This window comes from Rhizobium sp. YTU87027, from assembly GCF_050644135.1.
GTDB lineage: Bacteria > Pseudomonadota > Alphaproteobacteria > Rhizobiales > Rhizobiaceae > Rhizobium.
Genome location: NZ_CP098440.1, coordinates 1715302 through 1740133, shown reverse-complemented (window position 1 = coordinate 1740133; position 24832 = coordinate 1715302). Strand labels below are relative to the sequence as shown.

At 59.9% G+C, this 24832-nt stretch carries 24 protein-coding genes; 19 read left to right on the top strand and 5 right to left on the bottom strand.

Annotated elements, in window-relative coordinates; all coding sequences use genetic code 11:
• Window positions 1-22: 22 nt before the first annotated feature.
• The 12 genes from NBG89_RS08805 to NBG89_RS08750 all read left to right on the top strand — a co-directional run bounded on the left by NBG89_RS08805 (window position 23) and on the right by NBG89_RS08750 (window position 11754).
• On the top strand, window positions 23-973 hold the full coding sequence (locus NBG89_RS08805; RefSeq protein ID WP_431322492.1) for a nucleoside hydrolase: 951 nt from the start codon (window positions 23-25) through the stop codon (window positions 971-973).
• 149 nt (window positions 974-1122) lie between these two features.
• On the top strand, window positions 1123-1965 hold the full coding sequence (gene cobA, locus NBG89_RS08800; RefSeq protein WP_431322643.1) for a uroporphyrinogen-III C-methyltransferase: 843 nt from the start codon (window positions 1123-1125) through the stop codon (window positions 1963-1965).
• A complete protein-coding gene (locus tag NBG89_RS08795; protein ID WP_431322491.1) occupies window positions 1962-3269 on the top strand; it encodes a cobyrinate a,c-diamide synthase in 1308 nt (435 codons plus the stop codon). The genes cobA and NBG89_RS08795 overlap by 4 nt, the downstream gene beginning before the upstream one ends.
• Window positions 3266-4267, top strand: a complete 1002-nt coding sequence (cobD, locus tag NBG89_RS08790; protein ID WP_431322490.1) for a threonine-phosphate decarboxylase CobD — start codon at window positions 3266-3268, stop codon at window positions 4265-4267. The genes NBG89_RS08795 and cobD overlap by 4 nt, the downstream gene beginning before the upstream one ends.
• Window positions 4264-5244, top strand: coding sequence for an adenosylcobinamide-phosphate synthase CbiB (gene cbiB / locus NBG89_RS08785; RefSeq protein ID WP_431322489.1), 981 nt, complete (start codon window positions 4264-4266; stop codon window positions 5242-5244). The genes cobD and cbiB overlap by 4 nt, the downstream gene beginning before the upstream one ends.
• A 171-nt stretch (window positions 5245-5415) precedes the next feature.
• Window positions 5416-5694, top strand: a complete 279-nt coding sequence (locus tag NBG89_RS08780; protein WP_007533215.1) for an acyl carrier protein — start codon at window positions 5416-5418, stop codon at window positions 5692-5694.
• A 114-nt stretch (window positions 5695-5808) separates the two neighbouring features.
• Window positions 5809-6291 carry a 3-hydroxyacyl-ACP dehydratase FabZ family protein gene (locus NBG89_RS08775; protein ID WP_431322488.1) on the top strand — a complete coding sequence of 161 codons (483 nt, stop codon included), beginning with the start codon at window positions 5809-5811 and terminating at the stop codon, window positions 6289-6291.
• Window positions 6288-7484 (top strand): beta-ketoacyl-ACP synthase, encoded by a 1197-nt coding sequence (locus NBG89_RS08770; RefSeq protein ID WP_431322487.1) that lies wholly within the window; start codon window positions 6288-6290, stop codon window positions 7482-7484. Before NBG89_RS08775 ends, NBG89_RS08770 begins: the two co-directional genes overlap by 4 nt.
• Window positions 7485-7495: 11 nt before the next feature.
• Window positions 7496-8782, top strand: coding sequence for a beta-ketoacyl-ACP synthase (locus NBG89_RS08765; RefSeq protein ID WP_431322486.1), 1287 nt, complete (start codon window positions 7496-7498; stop codon window positions 8780-8782).
• Between the two features lie 54 nt (window positions 8783-8836).
• Entirely contained in the window at window positions 8837-9865 is a 1029-nt protein-coding gene (locus tag NBG89_RS08760; protein ID WP_431322485.1) for a zinc-binding dehydrogenase, read from the top strand.
• 4 nt (window positions 9866-9869) lie between these two features.
• Window positions 9870-10805, top strand: coding sequence for a lipid A biosynthesis lauroyl acyltransferase (locus NBG89_RS08755; protein WP_431322484.1), 936 nt, complete (start codon window positions 9870-9872; stop codon window positions 10803-10805).
• Window positions 10806-10989: 184 nt separating this feature from the next.
• Window positions 10990-11754, top strand: coding sequence for a PAS domain-containing protein (locus NBG89_RS08750; RefSeq protein WP_431322483.1), 765 nt, complete (start codon window positions 10990-10992; stop codon window positions 11752-11754).
• Here NBG89_RS08750 and NBG89_RS08745 read toward each other — a convergent pair.
• The 3 genes from NBG89_RS08745 to NBG89_RS08735 all read right to left on the bottom strand — a co-directional run bounded on the left by NBG89_RS08745 (window position 11708) and on the right by NBG89_RS08735 (window position 13323).
• Window positions 11708-12061, bottom strand: a complete 354-nt coding sequence (locus NBG89_RS08745) for a VOC family protein (RefSeq protein ID WP_431322642.1) — start codon at window positions 12059-12061, stop codon at window positions 11708-11710. The two genes, NBG89_RS08750 and NBG89_RS08745, sit on opposite strands and share 47 nt — an antisense overlap.
• Window positions 12062-12070: 9 nt before the next feature.
• A complete protein-coding gene (locus tag NBG89_RS08740; RefSeq protein WP_431322482.1) occupies window positions 12071-12469 on the bottom strand; it encodes an SRPBCC family protein in 399 nt (132 codons plus the stop codon).
• A 68-nt stretch (window positions 12470-12537) separates the two neighbouring features.
• Window positions 12538-13323 carry a helix-turn-helix domain-containing protein gene (locus NBG89_RS08735; RefSeq protein WP_431322481.1) on the bottom strand — a complete coding sequence of 262 codons (786 nt, stop codon included), beginning with the start codon at window positions 13321-13323 and terminating at the stop codon, window positions 12538-12540.
• Between the two features lie 125 nt (window positions 13324-13448).
• On the opposite strand from NBG89_RS08735, the gene gndA reads away from it, so the two are divergent.
• A complete protein-coding gene (gndA, locus tag NBG89_RS08730) occupies window positions 13449-14900 on the top strand; it encodes an NADP-dependent phosphogluconate dehydrogenase (protein WP_431322480.1) in 1452 nt (483 codons plus the stop codon).
• Between the two features lie 59 nt (window positions 14901-14959).
• Here the strand turns inward: gndA and NBG89_RS08725 are convergent, their stop codons facing one another.
• Window positions 14960-15517 carry a cysteine hydrolase family protein gene (locus NBG89_RS08725; RefSeq protein ID WP_431322479.1) on the bottom strand — a complete coding sequence of 186 codons (558 nt, stop codon included), beginning with the start codon at window positions 15515-15517 and terminating at the stop codon, window positions 14960-14962.
• Window positions 15518-15585: 68 nt separating this feature from the next.
• Complete coding sequence (locus NBG89_RS08720; protein ID WP_431322478.1) at window positions 15586-16620, bottom strand: LacI family transcriptional regulator; 1035 nt, start codon at window positions 16618-16620, stop codon at window positions 15586-15588.
• A gap of 454 nt (window positions 16621-17074) precedes the next feature.
• Here NBG89_RS08720 and NBG89_RS08715 point away from each other — a divergent pair, with 454 nt between their 5' ends.
• The 6 genes from NBG89_RS08715 to NBG89_RS08690 all read left to right on the top strand — a co-directional run bounded on the left by NBG89_RS08715 (window position 17075) and on the right by NBG89_RS08690 (window position 24831).
• Window positions 17075-18310, top strand: a complete 1236-nt coding sequence (locus NBG89_RS08715) for an ABC transporter substrate-binding protein (RefSeq protein WP_088694380.1) — start codon at window positions 17075-17077, stop codon at window positions 18308-18310.
• Window positions 18311-18521: 211 nt separating this feature from the next.
• Window positions 18522-19424, top strand: a complete 903-nt coding sequence (locus NBG89_RS08710) for a carbohydrate ABC transporter permease (protein ID WP_088694379.1) — start codon at window positions 18522-18524, stop codon at window positions 19422-19424.
• Complete coding sequence (locus NBG89_RS08705; protein WP_088694378.1) at window positions 19417-20352, top strand: carbohydrate ABC transporter permease; 936 nt, start codon at window positions 19417-19419, stop codon at window positions 20350-20352. The genes NBG89_RS08710 and NBG89_RS08705 overlap by 8 nt, the downstream gene beginning before the upstream one ends.
• A gap of 3 nt (window positions 20353-20355) precedes the next feature.
• Complete coding sequence (locus NBG89_RS08700) at window positions 20356-21441, top strand: ABC transporter ATP-binding protein (RefSeq protein ID WP_431322477.1); 1086 nt, start codon at window positions 20356-20358, stop codon at window positions 21439-21441.
• 120 nt (window positions 21442-21561) lie between these two features.
• Window positions 21562-24027 (top strand): beta-mannosidase, encoded by a 2466-nt coding sequence (locus NBG89_RS08695; RefSeq protein ID WP_431322476.1) that lies wholly within the window; start codon window positions 21562-21564, stop codon window positions 24025-24027.
• A gap of 42 nt (window positions 24028-24069) precedes the next feature.
• A complete protein-coding gene (locus NBG89_RS08690; protein WP_431322641.1) occupies window positions 24070-24831 on the top strand; it encodes a sugar phosphate isomerase/epimerase family protein in 762 nt (253 codons plus the stop codon).
• The last annotated feature ends 1 nt before the right edge of the window (window position 24832 follow it).

The following is a 24832-nucleotide window of genomic DNA, read 5'->3' as shown; positions in this document are numbered from 1 at the left end:
ATAACGAAAAAGAGGCACACTCATGCACAAGGTCATTTATGACACGGATCCTGGCGTCGATGATGCAATGGCTCTGCTCTTCCTGCACCGCCATCCCGAGATCGACCTGATCGGTATCACGACCGTCTTCGGCAACGCGTCGGTGGAGACGACGACACGCAACGCGCTGTTCCTGAAGCGCGAATGGAACATTCCTGCGCCCGTTGCCAAGGGCGCCAGCGTGACCGTGGATCCGACCCGCGAGGAAAGGGCGTGGCCGACCTTCGTGCATGGCGAAAACGGCCTCGGCAACATCGAGGTGCCCGAAACCATCGACCTGCCGATCGATCCGCGTCCTGCCCATCGCTTCATTATCGATACGGTTCGCGCCAATCCGGGCGAAGTCCGGCTGGTTGCCGTCGGCCGTATGACCAACCTGGCGATGGCGCTCAAGGAAGACCCGGAGATCGCCAGGCTCGTGAAGGACGTCGTCATCATGGGCGGCAACTTCTATGTTCCGGGCAACGTGTCGCCGGTGGCCGAAGCCAATATCCACGGCGATCCCGAGGCCGCCGACATCGTTCTGACTGCGGCCTGGAAGGTTGCCGTCATCGGCATCGACGTGACCGCGATCACGACAATGAGCCGCAGCTATCTTGCCGACGTTGCCGCCAAGGGCGACAGCGCAGTCAAGCTGCTGAACGATCTCTCGCAGGACTACATCGACTTCTACAAGCACGCCGTCGAAGACGGCATGATGGTTCACGACAGCTGCGCTTGCGTCTATGTCGTAGCGCCCGAGCTGTTCTCGACCATCAGCGGCGCGGTGCGAGTCGTTTGCGGCGGGATTGCGGACGGACAGACGATCGTGAAGCCGGACGGCCGTCGCTTTCCGCCGGGTGACTGGGATGGCCTGCCAAGCCAGGTTGTCTGCACCGGCATCGAATCCGAGAAGGTCATCGATCTCATACGCGATACCCTTCTGCGGACGTGAGGATTGGGTCTCGTTACACGGACTACGGAGCGCGAATCACAAGGAACGATCGCGCGCGATAGAACGGTTGGAACAGGCGTGGCTTCACATCTTGCTTCCGCCCGATCAGCGGCGTTGACCTTGCCAGCGACGGGGCATAGATCATGCCAATGATCGAAGCTGCGTTTTCACATCTGCCGGCTCTTGAGCCGGGCAGCGTCTGGCTTGTTGGTGCAGGTCCGGGCGAGCCCGGACTGCTGACGCTTCTTGCCGCCAAGGGCCTGGCGGAGGCGGACGTGGTCGTTCACGACGCGCTGGTGAATGTCGACTGCCTGAAGCTCGCACGGCCCGACGCTCTGCTTGAATATGCGGGAAAGCGTGGTGGCAAGCCGTCCGCCAAGCAGCGTGACATTTCGCTGCGGCTTGTCGAACTCGCCCGTGCCGGAAAGCGGGTCTTGCGTCTCAAGGGAGGCGATCCCTTCGTCTTCGGGCGGGGTGGCGAGGAGGCGTTGATGCTGGTCGAGCACAATGTCCCGTTCCGCATCGTGCCCGGCATTACCGCAGGTATCGGCGGGCTGGCCTATGCCGGCATTCCGGTCACACACAGGGATGTCAACCATGCAGTGACATTCCTGACGGGACACGATTCCTCGGGCATCGTGCCGGATGCCATCAATTGGGAAGCCATCGGCAAGGGCTCGCCTGTGATCGTCATCTATATGGCGATGAAGCATATCGCGCAGATCAGCAGGAACCTGATGGCCGCAGGGCGCTCCCCGATGGAGCCTGTCGCCTTCGTCTGCAACGCATCGACCGGCGACCAGCAGGTCCTGGAAACGACGCTCGGCGAAGCGCCTTCCGCTGTCGCTGCTTCCGGCCTCGAACCGCCGGCGATCGTCGTGATCGGGGAGGTCGTGCGGCTGCGTCAGTCGCTTGATTGGCTGGGCGCACTCGCGGGACGCAGATTGCGCCCTGATCCGTTCCAAGACTCGAACAGCAGGGAGACGGCATGAGCGGTTTGTTGATTGCAGCCCCTTCTTCCGGATCGGGCAAGACGACGGTGACGCTGGGGCTTTTGCGCGCACTTCGCAAACGCGGTGTTGCGATTGCGCCAGGGAAGGCGGGCCCAGACTATATTGACCCCGCGTTTCATGCGGCTGCGAGCGGCGTTGCCTGTCTCAACTTCGACCCGTGGGCGATGCGCCCGGAACTAATCGCCGCCAATGCGACCCTGCATCGCTCCGGCGACCGCATTCTCATCATCGAAGCGATGATGGGGCTCTTCGATGGTGCGACCGACGGCAAAGGGACGGCGGCCGATCTAGCCGCCATGCTTGGGCTTTCCGTGGTGCTCGTCGTCGATGCCTCGCATATGTCGCAGTCGGTGGCGGCGCTGGTGACAGGATTTGCAGGCTTCCGTGCCGATGTCCGCATCGCCGGCGTGATCCTCAACAAGGTCGGCGGTGAACGCCATGAGATGATGCTTCGCAAGGCGCTCGAAGCGATCCGCATGCCGATCGTTGCCGTCGTCCGCCGCGACAATGACATTGCCCTTCCCGAAAGGCATCTCGGCCTTGTTCAGGCGGGAGAGCATCAGACGCTCGAGAGCTTCATCGAGCATGCGGCGGATGCCGTATCGGAAGAATGCAATTTCGAATTCCTGCTGCGCATTGCGCGCCAAGGCCTGAACCGTCCGTCGACGGCGAACATTGCGCGGTTGCGGCCGCTCGGCAGCAGGATCGCCGTGGCCCGCGACATCGCCTTCGCCTTTTCCTACGAGCATATGTTGCTTGGTTGGCGTCGACGCGGCGCGGAGATCAGTTTCTTCTCACCGCTTGCCGATGAGGCACCGGATTCGACGGCAGACGCCATCTATCTTCCAGGCGGCTATCCGGAGTTGCATCCAGGGCGGATCGCCGCTGCGAGCAATTTCAGGGCAAAGCTTATCGATGCAGCGGGCAAGGGCGTGCGAATCTATGGTGAGTGCGGCGGATACATGGTTCTCGGTGAAGGCCTCATAGACGGCACCGGCAAGCGTCACGAAATGCTCGGTCTCCTACCTGTCGTCACGAGTTATGAGGAACGCAAACGTCACCTTGGCTATCGGCGCGTGAGACCGTTGAACTCGTCCTACTTCGAAAAGCCCATGACGGCACACGAGTTTCACTATTCGGCGGTGGTTTCCGAAGGGGAAGCCGATCGCGTTTTTCAGGTGACGGACGCGTTGGGCAATGATCTCGGGCAAGCTGGCCTCCAGCGTGGTCAGGTTGCGGGATCCTACATGCACCTGATTGACCTTGCCGAGGGGACAAGATGAATGCTCCGATCGTTCACGGCGGCGGCATCACGGCTGCGGCTGCAATCCACGGCGGCGAGCTTGAACATTGGCTTGATCTTTCGACGGGGATCAATCCGTGCCCCGTTCCACTCCCAGACGTGCCGATGCGTGCCTGGCATCGCCTGCCTGATACCCATCTAGCCGATCGAGCGCGCGTTGCGGCACAGGGCTACTATCGCAGTGGTGACATTTTCCCGCTTCCTGTTCCCGGTACGCAATCCGTGATCCAGCTGCTGCCGCGGCTCTTCGAGGTTGCCGGACGGGTCGCGATTCTGGGGCCGACCTACGGCGAGTATGAGCGCGCGTTCAGGAGGGCAGGTCGCTCCGTTGATCTTGTCGCCGACCTTGATGACGTCGCAGCCGATCACGCAATTGTCGTCGTCGTCAATCCGAACAACCCCACCGGTCGCTTTTACTCTCCCGAGAGACTCGTCGCGTTCAGCGAAGAGATGGAGGCCAGGGGAGGTGTTGTCATCGTGGACGAAGCCTTTGGGGACACATGCCCGCAGTTAAGCTTGGCGCCTTTTGCCCCGCGGCTGCCGAACGTTCTCATCTCCCGTTCTTTTGGCAAGTTCTTCGGACTGGCAGGATTACGCCTGGGGTTCGTCCTCGCGGTGCAGCCGATCCTGAAGCGCGTCGAAGACCTGCTTGGGCCATGGGCGGTGTCAGGTCCGGCGCTTTCGATCGCAACAGACCTTTTCGCGTCAGATGTTGCCCCGATACAGTGTAGGCTATCGGAAAGGGCCGGTGCGCTGCGCACTACGCTCGAGCGAGGCAGCTTGCGCATCGTCGGCAGGACCGATCTGTTTGCGCTTGTCGAACACGGGCACGCCGCCGACTTGCACCGGCATCTTTGCCGGCATCATATTCTGGTCCGCAAGTTCGACTATGAGCCGCGCTGGTTGCGTTTCGGTCTCGCCCCTGACGCGGCTGGCGACCAACGGCTTTCCGATGCACTGCAGAGTTTCACATCATGATGCTTGACCACAACCTTCTCGTGCTGGTTCTTGCCCTTTTGCTGGATCGGATTGTCGGTGATCCGGATGCCTTGTGGATGCGCCTGCAGCACCCGGTCGTGCTGTTTGGAAACGCGATCTCCCGCGTCGACCGGATGTTCAATCGTGATGAGTTTCACAAGCGCGAACGGCGGCGCAACGGCGTCTGGTCGATTGCCGGTCTCTTGATCCTCAGTGCCGTTGCGGGTGTCGCGCTGCATTGGCTTTTCTCGCTGTTTGGTTTGGCCGGAATTCTGCTGGAGGTGATTTGCGTTGCCGTATTCATGGCACAGAAGAGCCTTGCCGATCATGTGGAGGCTGTTGCCGCCGGGCTGAAAACCGGAGGCATCAGCGGTGGCCGGCTCGCCGTTTCGCGAATCGTTGGGCGTGATCCGGAAGCCCTCGACGAGCCAGCCGTCTGCCGTGCGGCGATCGAGAGCCTGGCCGAGAATTTCTCAGATGGCGTGGTTGCTCCAGCCCTCTGGTACGCAGTTTTCGGCTTGCCCGGCCTGTTTGCCTACAAGATGCTGAACACGGCGGATTCGATGATCGGCCACAAGTCCGATAGATATGCCGATTTCGGTTGGGCGGCGGCGCGCCTGGACGACTTCGCCAACTGGCCGGCAGCGCGCCTCTCGATTTTGTTGATCGCTGCTGGAGCGTGGTTGCGCCGAGGTCGCACCGCCTTTCAGGAGGCACTTCGCGTTGCCGTGCGGGACGGCGGACTGCATCGCTCGCCGAATTCCGGGCGACCGGAGGCGGCGATGGCCGGGGCTCTGAATGTGCAGCTCGCCGGGCCGCGCGTGTATTCCGGAGTTGTTGTCATGGAGCCGATGATCAATGGTGGCGGGCGCGATACGGCAACGGTCGCCGATATCGAAGATGGCGTCTCGGTCTTCTATGCCAGCTGCTCGATCCTTGCCGCGGCCGCCCTGGTCCTTTTCCTGCTTCTGCTCTAGGCGCGAACGGAAGTGCTCCGCTCACGCGCGCCCAGCAAACGCTTCGTTGTGCTTTGCTGTTTAAGCAACACTGGTCCTGCAAATTGCATGCCGAGACGGCGGAAAGCATTGGCTTTTTGAAATAGATTTGCCTATGAGGAGGGTTAACTCGTCATTTCAAGAGGTAAGTGCGTGACCGCCACATTCGATAAAGTTGCCGACATCATTGCAGAAACCAGCGAGATCGATCGCGATACGATCAAGCCGGAAAGCCATACGATCGACGACCTCGGTATCGACAGCCTTGACTTCCTCGATATCGTCTTTGCGATCGACAAGGAATTCGGCATCAAGATCCCGCTCGAGAAGTGGACGCAGGAAGTCAACGAGGGCAAGGTTTCGACGGAAGAATATTTCGTGCTGAAGAACCTCTGTGCCAAGATCGACGAGCTGCGCGCCGCCAAGGCCTGACCGGCACCGTCATCTTTTTCTCCGCCCTGCCGCTGTTAACCATGGCGGCCGGGCGGTTTCGTTCCTAAGTAGGCCTAGCCGCAGGGCAAGGTGTCCTTGTGGCCGGAGGATTCGATGCTACTGGAATACTTCCAGATGATTGACCGCATCGAGGCGGTCGACCTTCAGAAGGGGACGCTCAAGGCGCGCTCAGTCGTGCCGGCGAAGAGCCCGGTCTTCGAAGGTCATTTTCCCGGCATGCCCCTGGTTCCGGGCGTGTTGCTGATCGAAACGATGGCGCAAGCGTCGGGCATGCTTGTGCTCGCAGCTACCGATTTCACTGCCATGCCATTCCTGATGTCCGTCGACGGCGCCAAGATGCGTACCTTCGTGGAACCAGAGGCGGTGCTTGAGATCGAGGCGTTTCTGGAGCACGACGGTTCGGGATTTGCTGTAACCAAGGCCAAGATCACAAGCGGCGGCAAGAAGGTTTGCGATGCGCAGCTGAAGCTGCGGACCATGCCCTTCAGCGAGGTTCCGCTTGGAGATATCGTCAAGAAGCGTGCCGGTGAAGTTGGCCTGATGGATGCGATCGCTGCACAGGGAGTGAATGGATGAGCAAGGCTCAGAATGATGTCGTGATCACGGGCGTCGGCATTGTAACGTGCCAGGGCGTTGGCAAGGAGCCGCATATCGCACTGCTCAACGCCGAGGGCGCGCCGCAGACGATCGTCGAGCTTGAAAAATTCAAGCCGTATCCCGTGCATCCGCTTCCGGAGATCGACTGGTCGCAACAGATCGCCAAGCGCGGCGATCAGCGACAGATGGAAAACTGGCAGCGCATCGGCGTTTTCGCCGCCGGGCTCGCACTCGATGATGCCGGTTTCAAGGATGATGCGGAAGCCTGCGGCACCATGGACATGATCGTCGCGGCTGGTGGCGGCGAGCGCGATATTAACGTCGATACGCTGATCGTTGACGAGGGCCTGAAGCGCAATGACCGCGAGGCTCTCCTGAACGAGAAGCTGACGACGGAGCTGCGGCCGACGCTGTTCCTGGCTCAGCTTTCAAATCTGCTCGCCGGCAACATTTCCATCGTCCACAAGGTCACCGGTTCTTCGAGGACCTTCATGGGCGAGGAATCCGCTGGCATTTCCGCTGTCGAGACGGCCTTCTATCGCATCAAGTCGGGCGAATCGACGCACGCGTTGGTCGGTGGCGCCTATTCAGCGGAGCGCCTGGACATGGTGCTTTTGTTCGAAGCCATCAACGTCTACTCCCGCGACGACTGGCAGCCTCTCTGGTCGCGCGATCAAGGCGGCGTCATTTCGGGTTCGGTTGGCGCGTTCCTCGTGCTGGAATCGCGTGCCCATGCCGAAGCACGCGGCGCGCACATCTACGCATCGATTTCGTCGATTGAAGGCGATCGTGGCAACCGCGATGTCGGCAAGCTCGAGAAGCGCCTTGGGCGGCTGCTGGAAACCGCCTCTGACCTTTCGCCGGAAAGCACCGCTATCTTCTCCGGCTCCACAGGTATTCCCGACCTTGCTGGGCGCGAAAAGGCTGTCCTCGAACGTCATTTGCCCGGTGCGGCTGTCCGCGGTTTCGGTGGCGTCACCGGCCACGGTCTTGAGGCACATTTCACGCTCGGTCTGACGCTGGCGGCGTTGGCCGTCGACAGCAAGGCTAAGGTTCCGGTTTTCGACCCGGCCCACGAGAAGCCGATGGCGGCCGCGACCAAGGCAGCTATCGTTACGACAGTCGGTCATCAGCGCGGCGAAGGCGTCGCGGTTCTTTCCGCGGAAGCGTGAGGAGTGTGCAAATGAAAGATTCAGCTTACAAGGATCATCTTGGCCGTCCGATCGTCGCAGTGACGGGTGTGGGTATCATTACCTCGCTGGGGCAGGGCCTGAAGGACAACTGGTCGGCACTGACCGCCGGCACCTCTGGCATTCACGCGATCAAACGTTTCCCGACCGAGGGGCTTTCGACGCGCATTGCCGGCACAGTTGACTTCATCGATATTCCGTTCGCCAATGCCGTCGAGCGCTCGTATGCATTCGCGCGGGAGACCACAATTGAGGCCCTCGCAGATGCCGGCATCAGCGGTGATTTTGATGGGCCGCTGTTCCTGGCTGCGCCGCCGATTGAACCGGAATGGAGCGCGCGCTTCGATCTCGCCGACCGCTCGCCGCCGGCCGATCATGCCGGCGATGCCTACGACCGGTTCCTGGCAGCCATGCGGCTGCGTCCCGACGCTGCATTCCACGAAGCATCGCTGTTCGGTGCGATTTCCGAGCGCTTGGCCGATCGCTTCGGCACGCGTGGCCTGCCTGTGACGCTGTCGACCGCCTGCGCATCCGGCGCAACTGCAATCCAGCTCGGTATCGAAGCAATCCGCCAGGGCCGCACGTCGCGGGCGCTGGCTGTTGCGACCGACGGTTCTGTAAGCGCAGAGGCACTGATCCGTTTCTCGCTGCTTTCAGCTCTCTCCACGCAGAACGATCCGCCGACGAAGGCTTCGAAACCGTTCAGCAAGGATCGCGACGGATTCGTTATCGCCGAAGGCGCTGCGACGCTGGTACTGGAATCGCTCGAGGCAGCTGTCGCGCGTGGCGCCAAGGTTCTCGGCATCATGAAGGGCGCCGGCGAGAAGGCCGATTCCTTCCATCGTACCCGTTCATCTCCCGATGGCGGTCCGGCGATCGCGACGATCCGCGCGGCACTGGCCGACGCCGGCATGGGTGAGGGTGATATCGGCTACATCAATGCCCACGGCACCTCCACGCCTGAGAACGACAAGATGGAATATGCGTCGATGCTGGCCGTGTTCGGTGAGCGGATGGCATCCATTCCATTGTCGTCGAACAAATCGATGATCGGCCATACGCTGACGGCCGCAGGGGCTGTGGAGGCGGTATTCTCGCTGCAGACGATGCTGACCGGTACGCTGCCGCCGACGATCAACTACACCAATCCCGATCCATCGATCGTCATTGACGTGGTGCCGAACAAGAAGCGGGAGAGCCAGGTCAGCGCCGTGCTTTCCAACTCCTTCGGCTTCGGCGGGCAGAACGCCAGCCTTGTCATGGCGCTCGAACCGGCTTAATCGGTTCCCGACAAAACATCGAGATAGAACGCCTTCGCGGCGAAGGATTTTGCCATGCGCGCTTTGCAACTGATTGACGATCGCAAGCTTGAGATCACTGACCTGCCGGAACCGGATGCGCCCGGCCCGGGTGAGGTCACACTGCGCGTCAAGGCAGTTGCTCTCAATCATATCGACGTCTGGGGTTGGCGCGGCATGGCGTTCGCGAAGCGCAAGATGCCGCTGGTGATCGGCGCAGAAGCTGCGGGCGTTGTCGAAACGATCGGGCCTGGCGTTGCCAACGTCCTGCCAGGACAGCTCGTGTCGATCTACGGCGCCCGCACCTGCGGTCTCTGCCGTCCGTGCAGCGAGGGACGCGACAATCTGTGTGAGCATGTCTCTGGGGTTCATGGTTTCCATTTGGACGGTTTCGCGCAGGAGAAGGTGAACCTGCCGGCGCGCCTGCTTGTTCCGGCTCCTCCCGGCGTCGACGCAATTGGCGCCGCACTCGCTCCGGTGACCTTTGGAACGGTCGAGCACATGCTGTTCGACAATGCCAAGCTGGAGCCAGGCGAAACCATTCTGGTGCACGCGGGCGGTTCCGGCATCGGCACGGCGGCGATCCAGCTCGCCAAGAAGATTGGCTGCACCGTCATTACGACTGTTGGCTCTGACGACAAGATCGAGAAAGCCAAGGCGCTCGGGGCTGATCACGTCATCAACTATCGCACCGACCGCTTCGAGGGCGTGGTCCGCAAGCTCACCAAGAAGAAGGGCGTCGACGTCGTTTTCGAGCACGTCGGCAAGGATACGTGGGCCGGTTCCATGCTGTCGATGAAGCGCGGCGGTCGCCTCGTCACCTGTGGCTCGACCTCGGGCGTCTCCACCGACATGAACCTCATGATGCTCTTCCAGCAACAGCTGAAGTTGCTCGGCTCCTTCGGCTGCCGCATGGAAAACATGGCGAATGCCATGCAGAAGATGGGGCGCGGGCTGGTCCATCCCGTCATCGACACCGAAGTCGGCTTCGATGACATTGACCGCGCACTGGAGCGGATGGAATCGCGCCAGATCTTCGGCAAGATCATCCTCAAGATGGATTGAGCCCTTGAAGCTCTTCATCACTAAGATTGTGCTGGCCTTCATCCACTTTCGCCAGTGGTTGATCGCGCAGGCGATGTTCGGTTTCCTGAACTTCCTGAAGCTGTTTCCGGCCGACGGTGCGATCAATTTTGCAGATTGGCTGACGCGAAAGCTCGGCCCGCGCACGAAGCGCCATCGTTTGATGCTGACCAATCTCCGCAATGCCTTTCCCGAAAAGAGCGAGGCGGAGATTGAGGAAATTGCCCTGGCGAGCTGGGGCAACATGGGACGTCTCGCCGCCGAGTACGTGTTTCTCGACCGGCTGTTCGATTTCGATTATTTGCGCAAGGAGCCGGGCCGGGTCGAGGTGTCGGGGATTCCGATTTTTATCGATCTGCTGGAAAATCCGCGCCCATTCATTGTTTTCACAGCGCACACGGGCAATTTCGAGTTGCTGCCGGTGGCCGGCGCGGCATTTGGTCTCCATGTTTCCGTGCTCTTCCGCCCACCGAACAACCCCTATGTCGCGCAGAAAGTCTTCGATTTTCGCAGCGCGCGAATGGGCAAGCTGGTGCCGTCTCACGCCGGCTCGTCCTTCGCCTTGGCGCGGCAGCTGGAGGCAGGGCAGGGCGTTGGCGTCCTCGTCGACCAGAAGTTCCGCAAGGGCCTGAAGACGACGTTTTTTGGGCTCGATGTCAAAACCAACCCATTGCTCGGAAAGCTCGTCCGTCAGTTCAATTGCGAGGTCTATCCGGCCCGCTGTATCCGGCTTCCGGGAAATCGCTATCGGCTGGAAATCGAGCCGAAGCTCGACATTCCTCGGGATGCTAACGGCAATCTCGATATGGTGGCGACCGCGCAGCTCCTAAACGACAAGGTCGAAAGCTGGGTGCGGCAATATCCCGAGCAGTGGCTCTGGTATCATGACCGCTGGAAGATCAAGCACGCCGTGCTGAAGTAAGCGCAACCCGATCCCTACATCTTATCATTGAAAAACAGGGGCATGCGTTCATTGAATATGAACGTGTGTCATGTTACCAATTACCATCAAGGCGAGTAGCTAGGCGTCCGCGGTTTCAACTTGCGTGAAGCAAAGCTCGGCCGATCTCGGTCGCATTCTCTTCCGGAATGCATTTGGAGGCGTCTTGCTGGGGCTTTTTCGGGCGTTCTCATTGTGTTGTGCGCAGATCGATGCGGCTATCGCAGCGGGCGATGACGCGCGCGTAAGCATACTCGATTGCTCGGTCGAGCCGCTCGTCGACGCAATCCTCGGGCACTCTGCGACGAATATCCTCGAAGTTCATATGCAGCTCGAATTCGTCAGCTGTCTCATTGACCAGTATGCGGAGGACAGTGAGTCCGTTCGCGGCTATGTTGCGCTGCTTTCCACGCTCATGGAAAAGTACTTCGGTGGGGCCGCGCCTCGCTGGCGGATGATGCCGGTCGAGAGGCCGCCTATTGTCGATCCCTTTGCGTTCACGCCGAACGTCGACAATGGCAACTTCCTGAATGCCGCAATCCTCGATGCCATACCGGATCGTGTCGCTGTGCTGACGAGGGACTATCGGTATCTCTATTCCAATACCGTCAACTCGACCTATCTCGGCAAGAAGGCGATCGATTTGATCGGTCGTCACCTGATCGAATTTGTTGGCGAGAAGCGCTTTCATGGAGGCGCGAAGGCAAGGCTCGACGCTTGTTTTGCAGGGCGCGGAAGCGACTACGCTTATGAGCGCGGCGACGGCGATGCGGTGAAAACGGTTCGTTGCCGCATGTCGCCGTTGCGAGATTCTTCAGGAAGCGTGATCGGTGCCTTGATCATCATGCAGCACACAGGGAGCGAAGGCGCCGACCGTCGCTTGATCAACTCTTCGTCCAAACGGCAAGCTCATATCCATCCGGATCACTGAAGTGAAACCGGCGTCCACCAGGGAACCCGGTGATCGGTTTCACAATCGTCCCACCGGCGCCTTCCACGCTTGAAAGGGCGGCCTCAAGATCGTCCGCATAGAGAATGACGAGGGGGCCGCCAGGTCGCGGAGTGCCCAGTGTCGTAAAGCCGCCTTTGAGCCGCCCGTCATCGAACTCGCAGTATTCGGGCCCGTAGTCGGTAAAGGACCAGCCGAAGGCCCTGCCATAGAACGCCTTGGAGGCTTCTATATTGCCGACGTCGAATTCGATGTAGTCGATGCGTCGGGTGTCCGCTGTTGCAGCCATCATCGCCTCCTATGCTTCCATCAATGCCTTCAATGCCGCCAGATCCTTCGCGATATGGGCGGCATCGGCCTCGAATTGCTCGTCTGTCATGCCGGGGATGCGCAACAGCGTGAACATGACCTCGCAGCCATCGCCGTTCGGCACGATCCGTAGTGCGTTGTAGACGCGCAGCCCGCTCTCGATTGTTACCGTGTGGTCGATGACGCCGAACTCGTTGTGCGGGACGAAACTGACCTTCACCGTGCCGAGGGCGCCGGTAGCAATCCAGTCTTCGCCGCTGCGCTCCAGCCCCGATGCCAATCCGGACGCCCAGAGTGGCATGTTCTCAGGGGCGGCCGCAAAGGCATAGACGTCGCGCCAATTCCGGTCGATGGAGCGGTGGATGATCCTTGCGGGCATCGTAGACATGGCGCTTTCCTGTGGTGCTCTAATGGAGATAGCAAAACAAACGGTTTCGTATTGAAGAAAACGGACGTTCAACCCGCTATCTGCTGCTGAAGCTGCATGGGCGTCAGCGTCGAAATTTCGCGTACATCGCGGGTCATATGCGCCTGATCGGCGTAGCCGGCCGCAACTGCCAACTCTGCGAGCGGGAGGCTCTTGCTACGGCAAAGACCGAGCATGCCCTGAAATCGGCGAATTCGGGCGAGCGTCTTCGGTCCGTAACCGAAATGGGCGTGGCAACGTCGACGAAGTTGGCGCGCGCCGATGGAGAGGTCGTCGAGCATTGCATCGACCACGTCCCGGGACTGCGAAATGTCGCTTGCCCGCGCAAATACCGAGGCCATGTCCCTTGCCGATGTTGCGTGTTTCGCGGCCTCTTGCTCAAGAGAGGATCTCAGCTGCAAGAGCCGTTCGTCCGAATTGGCGCAGGCGCCTAGCAATTCATTCAATCTCAGTGCCGCCGCTCCCCAGAAACCTTCCAGAGGAATTGATTGACCGACGATGTCGCAGAGCTGCACCTGCAGCCACTCGGCCGCTGCTCCCGGGGCGAAGCGCGCGCCCACTATCCTCTCGCCACCGGCGAGGGTCGGGAAGGCGCTGCTGCGGTCCGGGCCTGCGACCACAAGCCTGCCGCCCATCCAGACGATGTCGCAATAGCCGTCGGGCACGATCGCGATCCTCTGATCGGCTCCTTCGTGAATATCGTGTGACCAAAGGCAGCCAAAATGAGCACCAAGCGCAGGCGAGGGCGCATACTCCGTGTATCGGCCGGCGCGCGCGGCGAGAACTGCATCCTCATGTGTTCCTGCGCGGCTCATCGGTTCTCTTCCTGTGAGACTAAGAGGGAATATGGCTTAGTTTGCAACGCCGGCAATACGAGGCCGATTCGAAGCCGAATCGAACTTGCCGTTTGAGCCAGAGAGTGCCACAACACCGGTCCAAAATGACTCATCGGAGGTGTATCGTGGAAAAGGCAGAAATCGGGCTGATCGGCCTTGCCGTCATGGGTTCCAACCTGGCGCTCAACATTGCGGAAAAAGGCAACAAGATTGCTGTCTTCAACCGTACACCTGAGAAGACGGATGAATTCTACGAAAGCGCCGGCGATCTGAAGAAGCAGATCATTCCCTGCAAGACGATCGAGGAATTCGTCGAAGCGATCCGCCCGCCACGTCCGATTATCATCATGATCAAGGCGGGTGAGGCCGTCGATCAGCAGATGGAAGCGCTGCGCCCCTACCTCTCCAAGGGCGACATCATGATCGATGCCGGTAATGCTAACTTCCGCGATACGATCGCCCGTTTCGACCGCCTGAAGAACACCGACCTCACCTTCATCGGCATGGGTGTCTCGGGTGGTGAAGAGGGTGCACGCCATGGTCCGTCGATCATGGTCGGTGGCACCGAGGACTCCTGGAAGCGCGTCGAGAAGGTGCTGACGTCGATCGCCGCCAAGTACAAAGGCGATCCTTGCGTTGCCTGGCTCGGCAATGACGGTGCCGGTCACTTCGTCAAGACGATCCACAATGGCATCGAATATGCCGATATGCAGATGATCGCCGAGATCTACGGCGTCCTGCGCGACGGGCTCGGCAAGAGCGCCAAGGACATCAGCGGCATCTTCGGCGAATGGAACAAGGGCCGCCTGAACTCCTATCTGATCGAAATCTCCGAAAAGGTGCTGGCCGCGACCGATCCGGTCGCCGGTGGCTCGATGGTCGACATGATCCTCGATAAGGCCGGCCAGAAGGGCACCGGTAAGTGGTCGGCGATCGAAGCCCAGAACATGGGCATTCCGGCAACCGCCATCGAGGCTGCCGTCGCCGCCCGCAGCCTGTCGTCGATGAAGACCGAACGCGAAGCCGCCGAGAAGATCTTCGGCAAGCCGGAATACAAGTTCCCTATCGCCTACGGACCGGAACTCAACAAGGATCTGGAACTGGCGCTGTTTGCGGCCAAGATCGGCGCTTATGCGCAGGGCTTCGCGGTGATGGCGGAGGCCTCGCGCGAGTTTAACTGGTCGCTTCCGATGCCCGTTATCGCCAAGATCTGGCGTGCCGGCTGCATCATCCGCTCGCAGTTCCTTGACGAGATCACCTCGGCCTTCACCAAGGCGCCGGGTGCGGCCAACCTGATCGTGACGCCTGCCTTCTCCGAGATGGTCAAGGAATCAATCCCGGCACTGCGCCGTGTCGTCACGGCGGCCCTGCAGGCCGGCCTGCCGGTTCCGGCGCTTACCTCGGCGCTGACCTATTTCGACGCCTATCGCCAGGGTCGCGGTACGGCCAACCTGATCCAGGCGCAGCGCGACTTCTTCGGCGCGCACGGCTTCGATCGCCTCGACGGCAAGGATTTCCACCACGGCCCTTGGGGCAGTGGCGCGTCAACGTTCTAAAAGCTGCTGAAAAGGCCGGCCGGGTTCGCCCGGCTGGTCTCAGGCCCGAAAGCGTCGCTTCAGAAGCGAATATCCTCGATCGGCCGAACCAGGATGCGGGCGTTGCCAGCATCGAAATCGTCAAGCGTTTCGTTGTGATGCGCAACGATATCGGCGAAGTTCAGTGTTCCCGAATCGGCCGTGGTGTGGCCGTCGGCAACCAGCGTGACATCATAGCCAAGCGACACCGCGCGCCTGACGGTCGTGTCGACGCAAAACTGCGTCATGCAGCCGCCGACGATCAGGTGCGTGACGTTCCGTTCTGCCAACCTGTCGGCGAGGTCCGTTTGGAAAAACGAGTCTGAGCTCTTCTTGTGAACGACGGTGTCGCCCTTGTCCGGCGACAGTTCCGGCCGGATGGCCCAGCCGTCGGTGCCGACCGCCAGTCGATGACCTGGGTCGCCATCGTGCTGGACGAGGATAACAGGCGCGCCCGCGCGGTGGGCCTCGTCACGAAGTGATTGCAGCCGCGAAACGGTCTCGTCCAGCGCCGCATCGATGATGGGTTGGCGATCGGGCGTGCCCTTGCCTCTGAGAATGGCGTTCTGAACGTCGATGATCAGCAGTGCCGTCGTCATATCCAGTGCGTCTCCGCTGTGATTGGTTGTGCCTCTACCGCCTTCAATAAGGGTTGGCGTGGCGATGTCTACCTGCTCTTCCAGACAGGCTGGCTGATGCTTTGCAACAGTTCCGGTTCGACGCCGTCGATGCGGGCGATGACTGCCTTCGCCATTTCCCGTCCTGCATGGCGGACGTCTTCGTAGGCGGTGATGATCTCGGGACGGATCCAGTTGAGGATCGGCGCCGACTCCTTGGAGACCATGTCGACATCCCGGCCAAGCCGCTTGCCGGCGGCCTCTATACCGGCGTTGACGGCGATGGCGGCGCTTCCGGCCGAGCAAACGATTCCATCCGGTGCGTTCGATGCGCGCATCATGACTTCTACGGCGTTGCGGATTTCCTCCAGCGGATTGTCGATCGTGACGCGCAACGGCACTTCCTCGGCGTCGTAGTCATGTAGTCCGGTCTGAAATCCGATCCGCGTGTGCGTGTAATAGGTCAGCTTGCTTGGAGGCTGGAGCAGGGCGATGCGTTTGCGTCCCCGTCCGACCAGCTTCTCGACAGCCTGATGGGCGAAAGCCTCGTTGTCGAAGTCGTGAAACGGATGGGTGAGACCGGCATCGGTGCGCCCGTGCGTGGCAAAGGGCATGTTGTGCTCGGTGAGCAGACGGACTCGGGGATCGTCGGGCTCGATGCGGGAGATGATGACGCCGTCGGCCGACCCTGTTTCCAGGATGTAGCGCACGGGCAGCATCGGATCCTTGCTGTGCGAATGCGGCGTGACGACGATGTGATAGGGCGTGCCGGTCAATACCTCCGAGATGCCGAACACCATCTGGCTGCTGAAACCCATAATCTCTTCATCAATGCTGAGTACCAGCGCAATGACGTTGGTCTTGCCGGTGCGCAGGCGTACGCCGGCCCTGTTCGGCTGGTAGCCGAGCTGGCGGGCGACCATGCGAACCCGTTCCTTGGTTTCCGCGCCGATGTCAGGAGCATCCTTGAGGGCGCGCGACACTGTCGTCACGCCGAGCCCGGTCATGAAGGCAATTGTTTTCAGTGTTGGCCGCTCGCGAGTTGCCTCTGCGGTGGCTCCTGCAAAATTCGCTTTGTTTTCCATCCCTCTAGGCCGTCCTGCGCAATTTGGTCCCGCTTATAGTGTCTTTTCGAAGCGCTGTAAGCACAAAGAACGCTAGCTGCTCCTCCTCTGAAGAAGCAAAATCTGTAACGATACAGTTGAAATGTCGAGAGTCTTTTTTCGCGATGGTGTTGTCTGTGCTCGCAATGGTTGAAACTGCGAATTTTGCCCGGATTTTTTGCAGGTGCGAGTGAAGGTTTAGATGATCGCTCTAAGCTTATTATAAATAATTTATATATATCAATAGTATGCTTTTGATTGTGCAGCTGCTCAATCGGTCGCTCATCATTATGGCATGCTGTCGAAAAACGCGGCGTTTTGACAGGCAATGGTAGCAAATGGCAGCCAAAGGGAAAATTTTCGAGGCGGGCTGTTGCACCCAAATATCGATTGAACTAAGTTTTTCCGGCAACGTTTCAGTGAGGGAGGAGAACTCATGAATTTTCGTTTGATGGCGGCTGCGCTTGCCGCTTCCGTCGTGTTGCCGCTCGGTGCGGCCAACGCGACCGATCTTGAAGTCACCCATTGGTGGACATCCGGCGGCGAAGCTGCTGCCGTGGCAGAACTCGCAAAGGCATTCGATGCGACCGGCAACAAGTGGGTTGACGGTGCAATCGCCGGTTCCGGTGGTACCGCGCGTCCGATCATGATCAGCCGCATCACCGGCGGCGACCCGATGGGTGCCACGCAGTTCAACCATGGTCGCCAGGCGGAAGAGCTGGTCCAGGCTGGCCTGATGCGCGATCTGACCGATGTCGCCACCGCCGAGCACTGGAAGGACATCATCCGTCCGTCGAGCCTGCTCGATTCCTGCACGATCAACGGCAAGATCTATTGCGCCCCGGTCAATATCCACTCCTGGCAGTGGCTGTGGCTCTCGAACGCGGCCTTCAAGAAGGCCGGCGTCGAAGTGCCGAAGAACTGGGATGAATTCGTTGCCGCTGCTCCGGCGCTTGAAAAGGCCGGCATCGTTCCGCTCGCCGTTGGTGGTCAACCATGGCAGGCCGCAGGCGCATTCGATGTCCTGATGGTCGCGATCGCCGGCAAGGATACCTTCCACAAGGTATTCAAGGACAAGGACGCCGAAGTGGCTGCCGGTCCCGAGATCGCCAAGGTCTTCAAGGCCGCGGACGATGCGCGTCGCATGTCGAAGGGTAGCAACGTTCAGGACTGGAACCAGGCGACCAACCTCGTCATAACCGGCAAGGCCGGCGGCCAGATCATGGGTGACTGGGCGCAGGGCGAGTTCCAGCTTGCTGGTCAGAAGGCCGGTACCGACTACACCTGCCTTCCGGGCCTTGGCGTGAACGAGATCATCTCCACCGGTGGTGATGCCTTCTACTTCCCGCTGCTCAAGGATGAAGCCAAGTCGAAGGCGCAGGATGTCCTCGCCAAGACGCTTCTCGATCCCAAGACGCAGGTTGCCTTCAACCTGAAGAAGGGCTCTCTGCCGGTTCGCGGCGACGTTGACCTCGGAGCCGCCAACGACTGCATGAAGAAGGGCCTCGATATCCTGGCCAAGGGCAATGTGATCGAAGGCACGGACCAGCTTCTGTCGGCTGATAGCCAGAAGCAGAAGGAAGACCTCTTCTCCGAGTTCTTCGCAAATCCGTCGATGACGCCGGAAGCCGCTCAGAAGCGCTTCGCTGAAATCATCGCTTCTGCCGACTGATCGTCGCATTCCGCTGCTGTTGCGATCCGGCTCCGTTTGACGGAGCCGGATTTGCCCGGAACTCCCATCGTGATCCGGGTGGCGGCAGCGCTCGAGGCTGATGCGCTGATGTGCAATCGCCGGTCTCGATATGGGAGTGAGAGGAGGAGGCGACCGGCAGACGGTTCGCCGCTCTGGATCACAGAGGAATTGCGATTCAGGAGGAATTACAATGACGGGTCAAGCGAAAGCAGGCCGGCCAAATCAGTTACTGCGCAATCTGAATTCGAAGATTGCTTCCATCCCCATGATCCTTACCGCCCTTGTTATCTTTCTCGGCGGCACGGCTTGGACGGTGGTCTATTCATTCACCAACTCGAAGCTCCTTCCTCGGTTGAGCTTCGTCGGTTTCGATCAGTATAAGCGCCTGTGGGCTGCTCCGCGCTGGATCGTTTCGATCGAGAATCTGGCCGTTTACGGCGTTCTCTCCCTAATTTTCAGCCTCGTGATCGGCTTTGTGCTTGCGGCTCTGATGGATCAGAAGATCCGGTTCGAGAATACGTTCCGTACGATCTTCCTGTACCCATTCGCCCTGTCGTTCATCGTGACGGGCCTCGTCTGGCAGTGGGTGCTCAATCCCGAGTTCGGCGTGCAGTCCGTCGTCCGCTCGCTCGGCTGGTCGAGTTTCACCTTCGATCCGCTCTATACGCCCGAAATCGTCATCTATGGCATCCTGATCGCCGCGCTTTGGCAGGGAACAGGCCTTGTCATGTGCCTGATGCTGGCCGGTTTGCGCGGCATCGATGAAGATATCTGGAAGGCTGCGCGCGTCGACGGCATCCCGATGTGGAAGACCTATCTCTTCATCGTCATTCCGATGATGCGGCCGGTGTTCATCACGACGCTCGTCATCATCGCGAGCGGCATCGTCAAGGTCTACGACCTCGTCGTGGCGCAGACATCAGGCGGTCCCGGCATCGCGTCGGAAGTGCCCGCCAAATACGTCTACGACTACATGTTCCAGGCTCAGAATCTGGGGCAGGGTTTCGCCGCCTCCACCATGATGCTGATCACCGTCGCGATCATCATCATTCCTTGGGCCTATCTGGAATTCGGAGGGCGTAAACGTGCCTGATGCTATTGCTCTCAAGACCGCCGATGGCCGTGCGTCCGGCAAGTCCGTCTCGGGGCCGAGTGGCCCCAAGCCCAAGCGGGTGATTTCTCCGCGCAACATCATGCTCTACGGCACGCTCTTCGTTGCCGCAGCATATTACCTGCTTCCGCTCTACGTGATGATCGTCACGTCGCTGAAGGGCATGCCGGAAATCCGCCTTGGCAATATCTTCTCGCCGCCGGTCGAAATCACCTTCGAGCCCTGGGTAAAAGCCTGGGCAACCGCCTGCACCGGGCTCAACTGCGACGGTCTCTCTCGCGGCTTCTGGAATTCGGTCCGTATCACGGTTCCCTCGGTGATCGGTTCGATCGCCATCGCCTCGGTGAACGGTTATGCGCTCGCCAACTGGCGTTTCAAGGGTTCCGAGCTGTTCTTCGCGATCCTCGTCGTCGGCGCATTCATTCCCTATCAGGTGATGATCTATCCGATCGTTATCGTGCTGCGTGAAATGGGGATCTACGGGACTCTAACCGGCCTGATCATCGTGCACAGCATCTTCGGCATGCCGATCCTGACGCTGCTGTTTCGGAACTACTTCGCATCACTGCCGCAGGAACTCTTCAAGGCGGCTCGTATCGACGGGGCAGGGTTCTGGCAGATCTTCTTCAAGATCATGCTGCCCATGTCGCTGCCGATCTTCGTCGTCGCCATGATCCTGCAGGTCACCGGCATCTGGAACGACTTCCTGTTCGGCGTCGTCTTCACCCGGCCGGAATATTACCCAATGACCGTGCAGCTCAACAACATCGTCAATTCTGTCCAGGGCGTGAAGGAATACAACGTCAACATGGCCGCAACGATCCTGACGGGTCTGGTGCCGCTCGTTGTCTACTTCGTATCGGGACGACTTTTCGTCCGTGGCATCGCCGCCGGCGCAGTGAAAGGCTGATCCATGAATTCCAGTGTTTCCATCCGCGATCTGTCTTTGAATTTCGGCGCGATTAGCGTTCTCAAGGACCTCAATCTCGAAATCAATGACGGGGAGTTCCTCGTCCTTCTCGGCTCGTCCGGTTGCGGCAAGTCCACGCTGTTGAACTGCATCGCCGGCTTGCTCGACGCCTCCGACGGCCAGATTTTCATCAAGGGCAAGAATGTTACCTGGGAAGAGCCCAAGGATCGTGGCATCGGCATGGTGTTCCAATCCTACGCGCTCTATCCGCAGATGAGCGTCGAGAAAAACCTCTCCTTCGGTCTTCAGGTCGCCAAGGTGCCGCAACAGGAGATCGACAAGCGCGTGGCGCGCGCCGCGGAAATTCTGCAGATTCAGCCGCTCTTGAAGCGCAAGCCAGCCGAACTTTCGGGCGGTCAGCGCCAGCGCGTCGCAATCGGTCGCGCACTGGTACGCGATGTGGATGTGTTCCTGTTCGATGAACCGCTGTCGAACCTCGACGCCAAGCTGCGCTCGGAACTGCGCGTCGAAATCAAGCGCCTGCACCAGTCGCTGAACAACACGATGATCTACGTCACACACGACCAGATCGAGGCGCTTACCTTGGCTGACCGTATCGCGATCATGAAGAGCGGCATCATCCAGCAGCTTGCCGATCCGACCACGATCTACAACAAGCCGCGCAATCTCTTCGTTGCCGGCTTTATCGGTTCGCCGTCGATGAATTTCCTACGCGGTGAGATCACCAAGCAGGGGGATCAGACGTTCTTTACCGCGAACGGCGTGAACTTCTCGCTGGCGCACTACGACATACCGGAAGTGCTGCAGGCGGGCCGCAAGGTCATTCTCGGTGTTCGTCCGGAACATGTGAAGGTCAACGAGAACCTCGGTGCTGAAGTCCACGATGCTACGGTCGATATCGAAGAGCCGATGGGCGCCGACAACCTGCTGTGGCTGAAGCATGCCGGCCACACAATGTCGGTACGCATCAATGGCGCGCGCCGCTTCAGCCCCGGCACAGCCCTCAAGCTCGGCTTTGATATGTCGCTGGCGTCGATCTTCGATGCGGAAACCGAGCTTCGTCTTTAGACCGCAATGCGGGCGGAGCTATCGTTCCGCCCGTTCTTTTAATCGGCCATCTGGCCACCAAGTTCGGCTGCGGCTCGCTGGTGCGGGCATTCCCAAGCGTAGCCCGATCGGGATAATGTGATGACATCCTTGCCGAAAAACGGGTTCAACCTCGACCTCTCCGGATCGTGGACGCTTAGCTCCGCCGATGGGGACATCACGACGTCGATCACGCTGCCGGGCGATGTGCACACGGCGCTGCATGCTGCCAAGCTCATTCCCGATCCCTATTTCGGCCGCAACGAGGAAGTCGTTCAGTGGGTGGCGCATCGCGACTGGGTGCTTGAGCGCAGCTTCACGCTGTCGGAGCCTGATGGCGATTGGTATCTCGATATCGATTATCTCGATACCGTGGCTGCCGTCTTCATCAACGGCTCGCCGGTTCTGCTCGCAGATAACAGCTTTCGGCGCTATCGACCTGATGTTAGCGGCCAGCTGAAAACCGGCGACAACATTATCCGTATCGTCCTGCATTCGAGCATTGCCGCCGGTGTCGACCGGCAGGCCAGGCAGCCCTTTTACATTCCATATCATCCCGGCAACTCGCCGATTGCAAATGGCAATATGCTGCGCAAGCCTCAGTGCCATTTCGGCTGGGACTGGAACATCGCGATTGCCCCCCTTGGGCTCTACGGCACGATCGCGCTGCGCAAACTCGAGACGGCTCGCATCGAACACGTGACGACGCGGCAGGTGCACAATCTGAACGGTTCCGTGGATCTGCAGGTTACTGCGACACTGTTTGCGAAGAACCCCGGTATCGTGCCGATCCATTTCTCGCTTGATGGTGAGCGCGTTCGCCTGGACGTCGGCGTCGGAGCCGGAGAAACGGTCGTCAATCATGTTTTCGAGATCGAGAAGCCGCGGCTCTGGTGGCCTTCCGGCAGCGGCGAGCAGGCGCTTTATGCACTGACGGTCGATCTGCCAACGGATGCGGTGACCAAGCAGATCGGTCTTCGCACCGTCGAACTTATCACGACGCCTGACGCTGCCGGTAGCCGTTTCGCGCTGAAGGTCAACGGCCGCGAAATCTTCTGCCGCGGTGCCAACTGGATCCCCGCGGACGCGCTCTTCTCGCTGTCGTCGCCCGAAAAGACCGAGGACCTGCTGCAATCGGCCAAGTCCGCCAACATGAACATGATCCGCGTTTGGGGCGGCGGTTTCTACGAGCATGATCATTTCTATGATCTTTGCGACCGGCTCGGCCTCATGGTCTGGCAGGACTTTATGTTCGCCTGCAATCTCTATCCGTCGACCGAGGACTTCCTCGACAACGTCACGCTTGAAGTCGACTATCAGGTTCGCCGCCTGAATTCGCATCCGTCGATCACGCTCTGGTGCGGCGATAACGAACTCGTGGGCGCGCTGACCTGGTTCGAGGAATCGCGCAAGGACCGCGACCGCTATCTCGTCTCGTACGATCGCCTCAACCGGACGATCGAGCAGGCGATGAAAAAGGCGGCGCCCGATGCGATCTGGTGGCCGTCGAGCCCGGCTTCCGGCTATCTCGATTTCGGCGATGCCTGGCATGCCGATGGGTCCGGCGACATGCATTATTGGTCGGTCTGGCACGAGAACAAGTCGTTCGACAATTACCGCTCGGTGCGGCCGCGCTTCTGCTCGGAGTTCGGTTTCCAGTCCTATACATCGCTGCCCGTCGTCAAGACCTATGCCGACGCCAAGGACATGAACGTCGCGTCGCCGGTCATGGAACTGCACCAGAAGAACGCCGGCGGCAACGAGCGCATCGCCGGCACGATGTTCCGCTATTTCCGCTTCCCGAAGGATTTCCCTAATTTCGTCTATCTCAGCCAGATCCAACAGGGTCTCGCGATCAAGACGGCCGTGGAATACTGGCGGTCGCTGAAGCCGCATTGCATGGGCACGATCTACTGGCAGCTCAACGACACATGGCCGGTGGCTTCCTGGTCGAGCCTCGATTATGGCGGCCGCTGGAAGGCGATGCACTATCTGGTCAAGCGCTTCTTCCAGCCGGTGGCGGTCGCCGCCATCCCATCGGAAGACGGCAAGCAGATCCGCTTTTCGCTGGTCAACGATACACTTGCCGAGGTCAGCATCGATTTGTCTCTCTCGGTCCTCGATATGAAGGGCGAGCGCAAGCACCTGAAGGATGTTCAGGCGGTCTGCACACCGGATGCCGCGGTCACTGCTGCAACGATCGAGGTGGTTGACCTTCCGGCAGGCACGCTGCTCGCCTGGCGCTTCACCGCCTCGAACGGCATGGGCGGCGAGGGGCACTATATGCACGGCACCTACAAGGCGCTCGAGCTAGAGCCTGCGGGCCTCATGGTCACGCACGAATATGTCGAGGAGGACGGCTCCGTCTGCCTAAATGTCACCGCCAAGGGACTTGCGCTCTTCGTGATGATCGAGACCGATACCGACGGCAAATATTCCGACAATGCCTTCGATCTGGCGGCGGGCGAGACGCGCCGCATTACCTTCACCCCGGCCACACCGCTTGAGGGCGGCGCCCTGCCGGATTTCCGTTTCTACGACCTGCAGTCCTGTCAGTCCGTGGATTGATGCTGATTGAAATGTAATGGGCACGAGGCCCGAGGAGGAATGATGACGAAACTGAGTTTCCAGCTTTACAGCGCCCGCAACTTCCAGCCCTATTCGGCGATCTTCGAAAAGCTCGGCAAGGCTGGCTATCAGGAAGTCGAAGGCTTCGGCGGTATCTATGCCGATCTCGACGATGCCGGCCTGAAAAGCCTGCGCGCCGAACTGGACAAGAACGGCCTTGTCATGGCGAGCGGCCACTTCAGCCCCGACTTCCTTGACGGCGAAGTGCAGAAGTCGCTGAACATTGCCAAGATCCTCGGTATGGACTCGATCTATGCCCCGCATCTGGCCGCCGATCAGCGCCCGACCGATGGTGCCGGCTGGCTGGCATTCGGCAAGCGCCTGCAGGAAATGAGCAAGCCTTACAAGGACGCCGGCTATGAGTTCGGCTGGCACAACCACGACTTCGAATTCGTGAAGCTTGCCGACGGTTCGTTGCCGATCGAGCGCATCTTCGAAGGCGCGCCTGACATTTCCTGGGAAGCGGATATTGCCTGGGTCGTTCGCGGCGGTGCGGATCCCTTCGCATGGATCGAAAAGCTTGGGCCCCGCATCACCTCGGCACACGTCAAGGACATCGCGCCGGCTGGCGAAAACAAGAACGAGGACGGCTGGGCCGATGTCGGCCATGGCACGCTGCCCTGGGCAAAGCTCATCGCGGCGCTGAAGGGCACCAAGACCAAGCACTATGTCGTCGAACATGACAATCCCGCCGATGTCGATCGCCTGATCACCCGCTCGATCGCATCTTTCAAGACCTACTGAG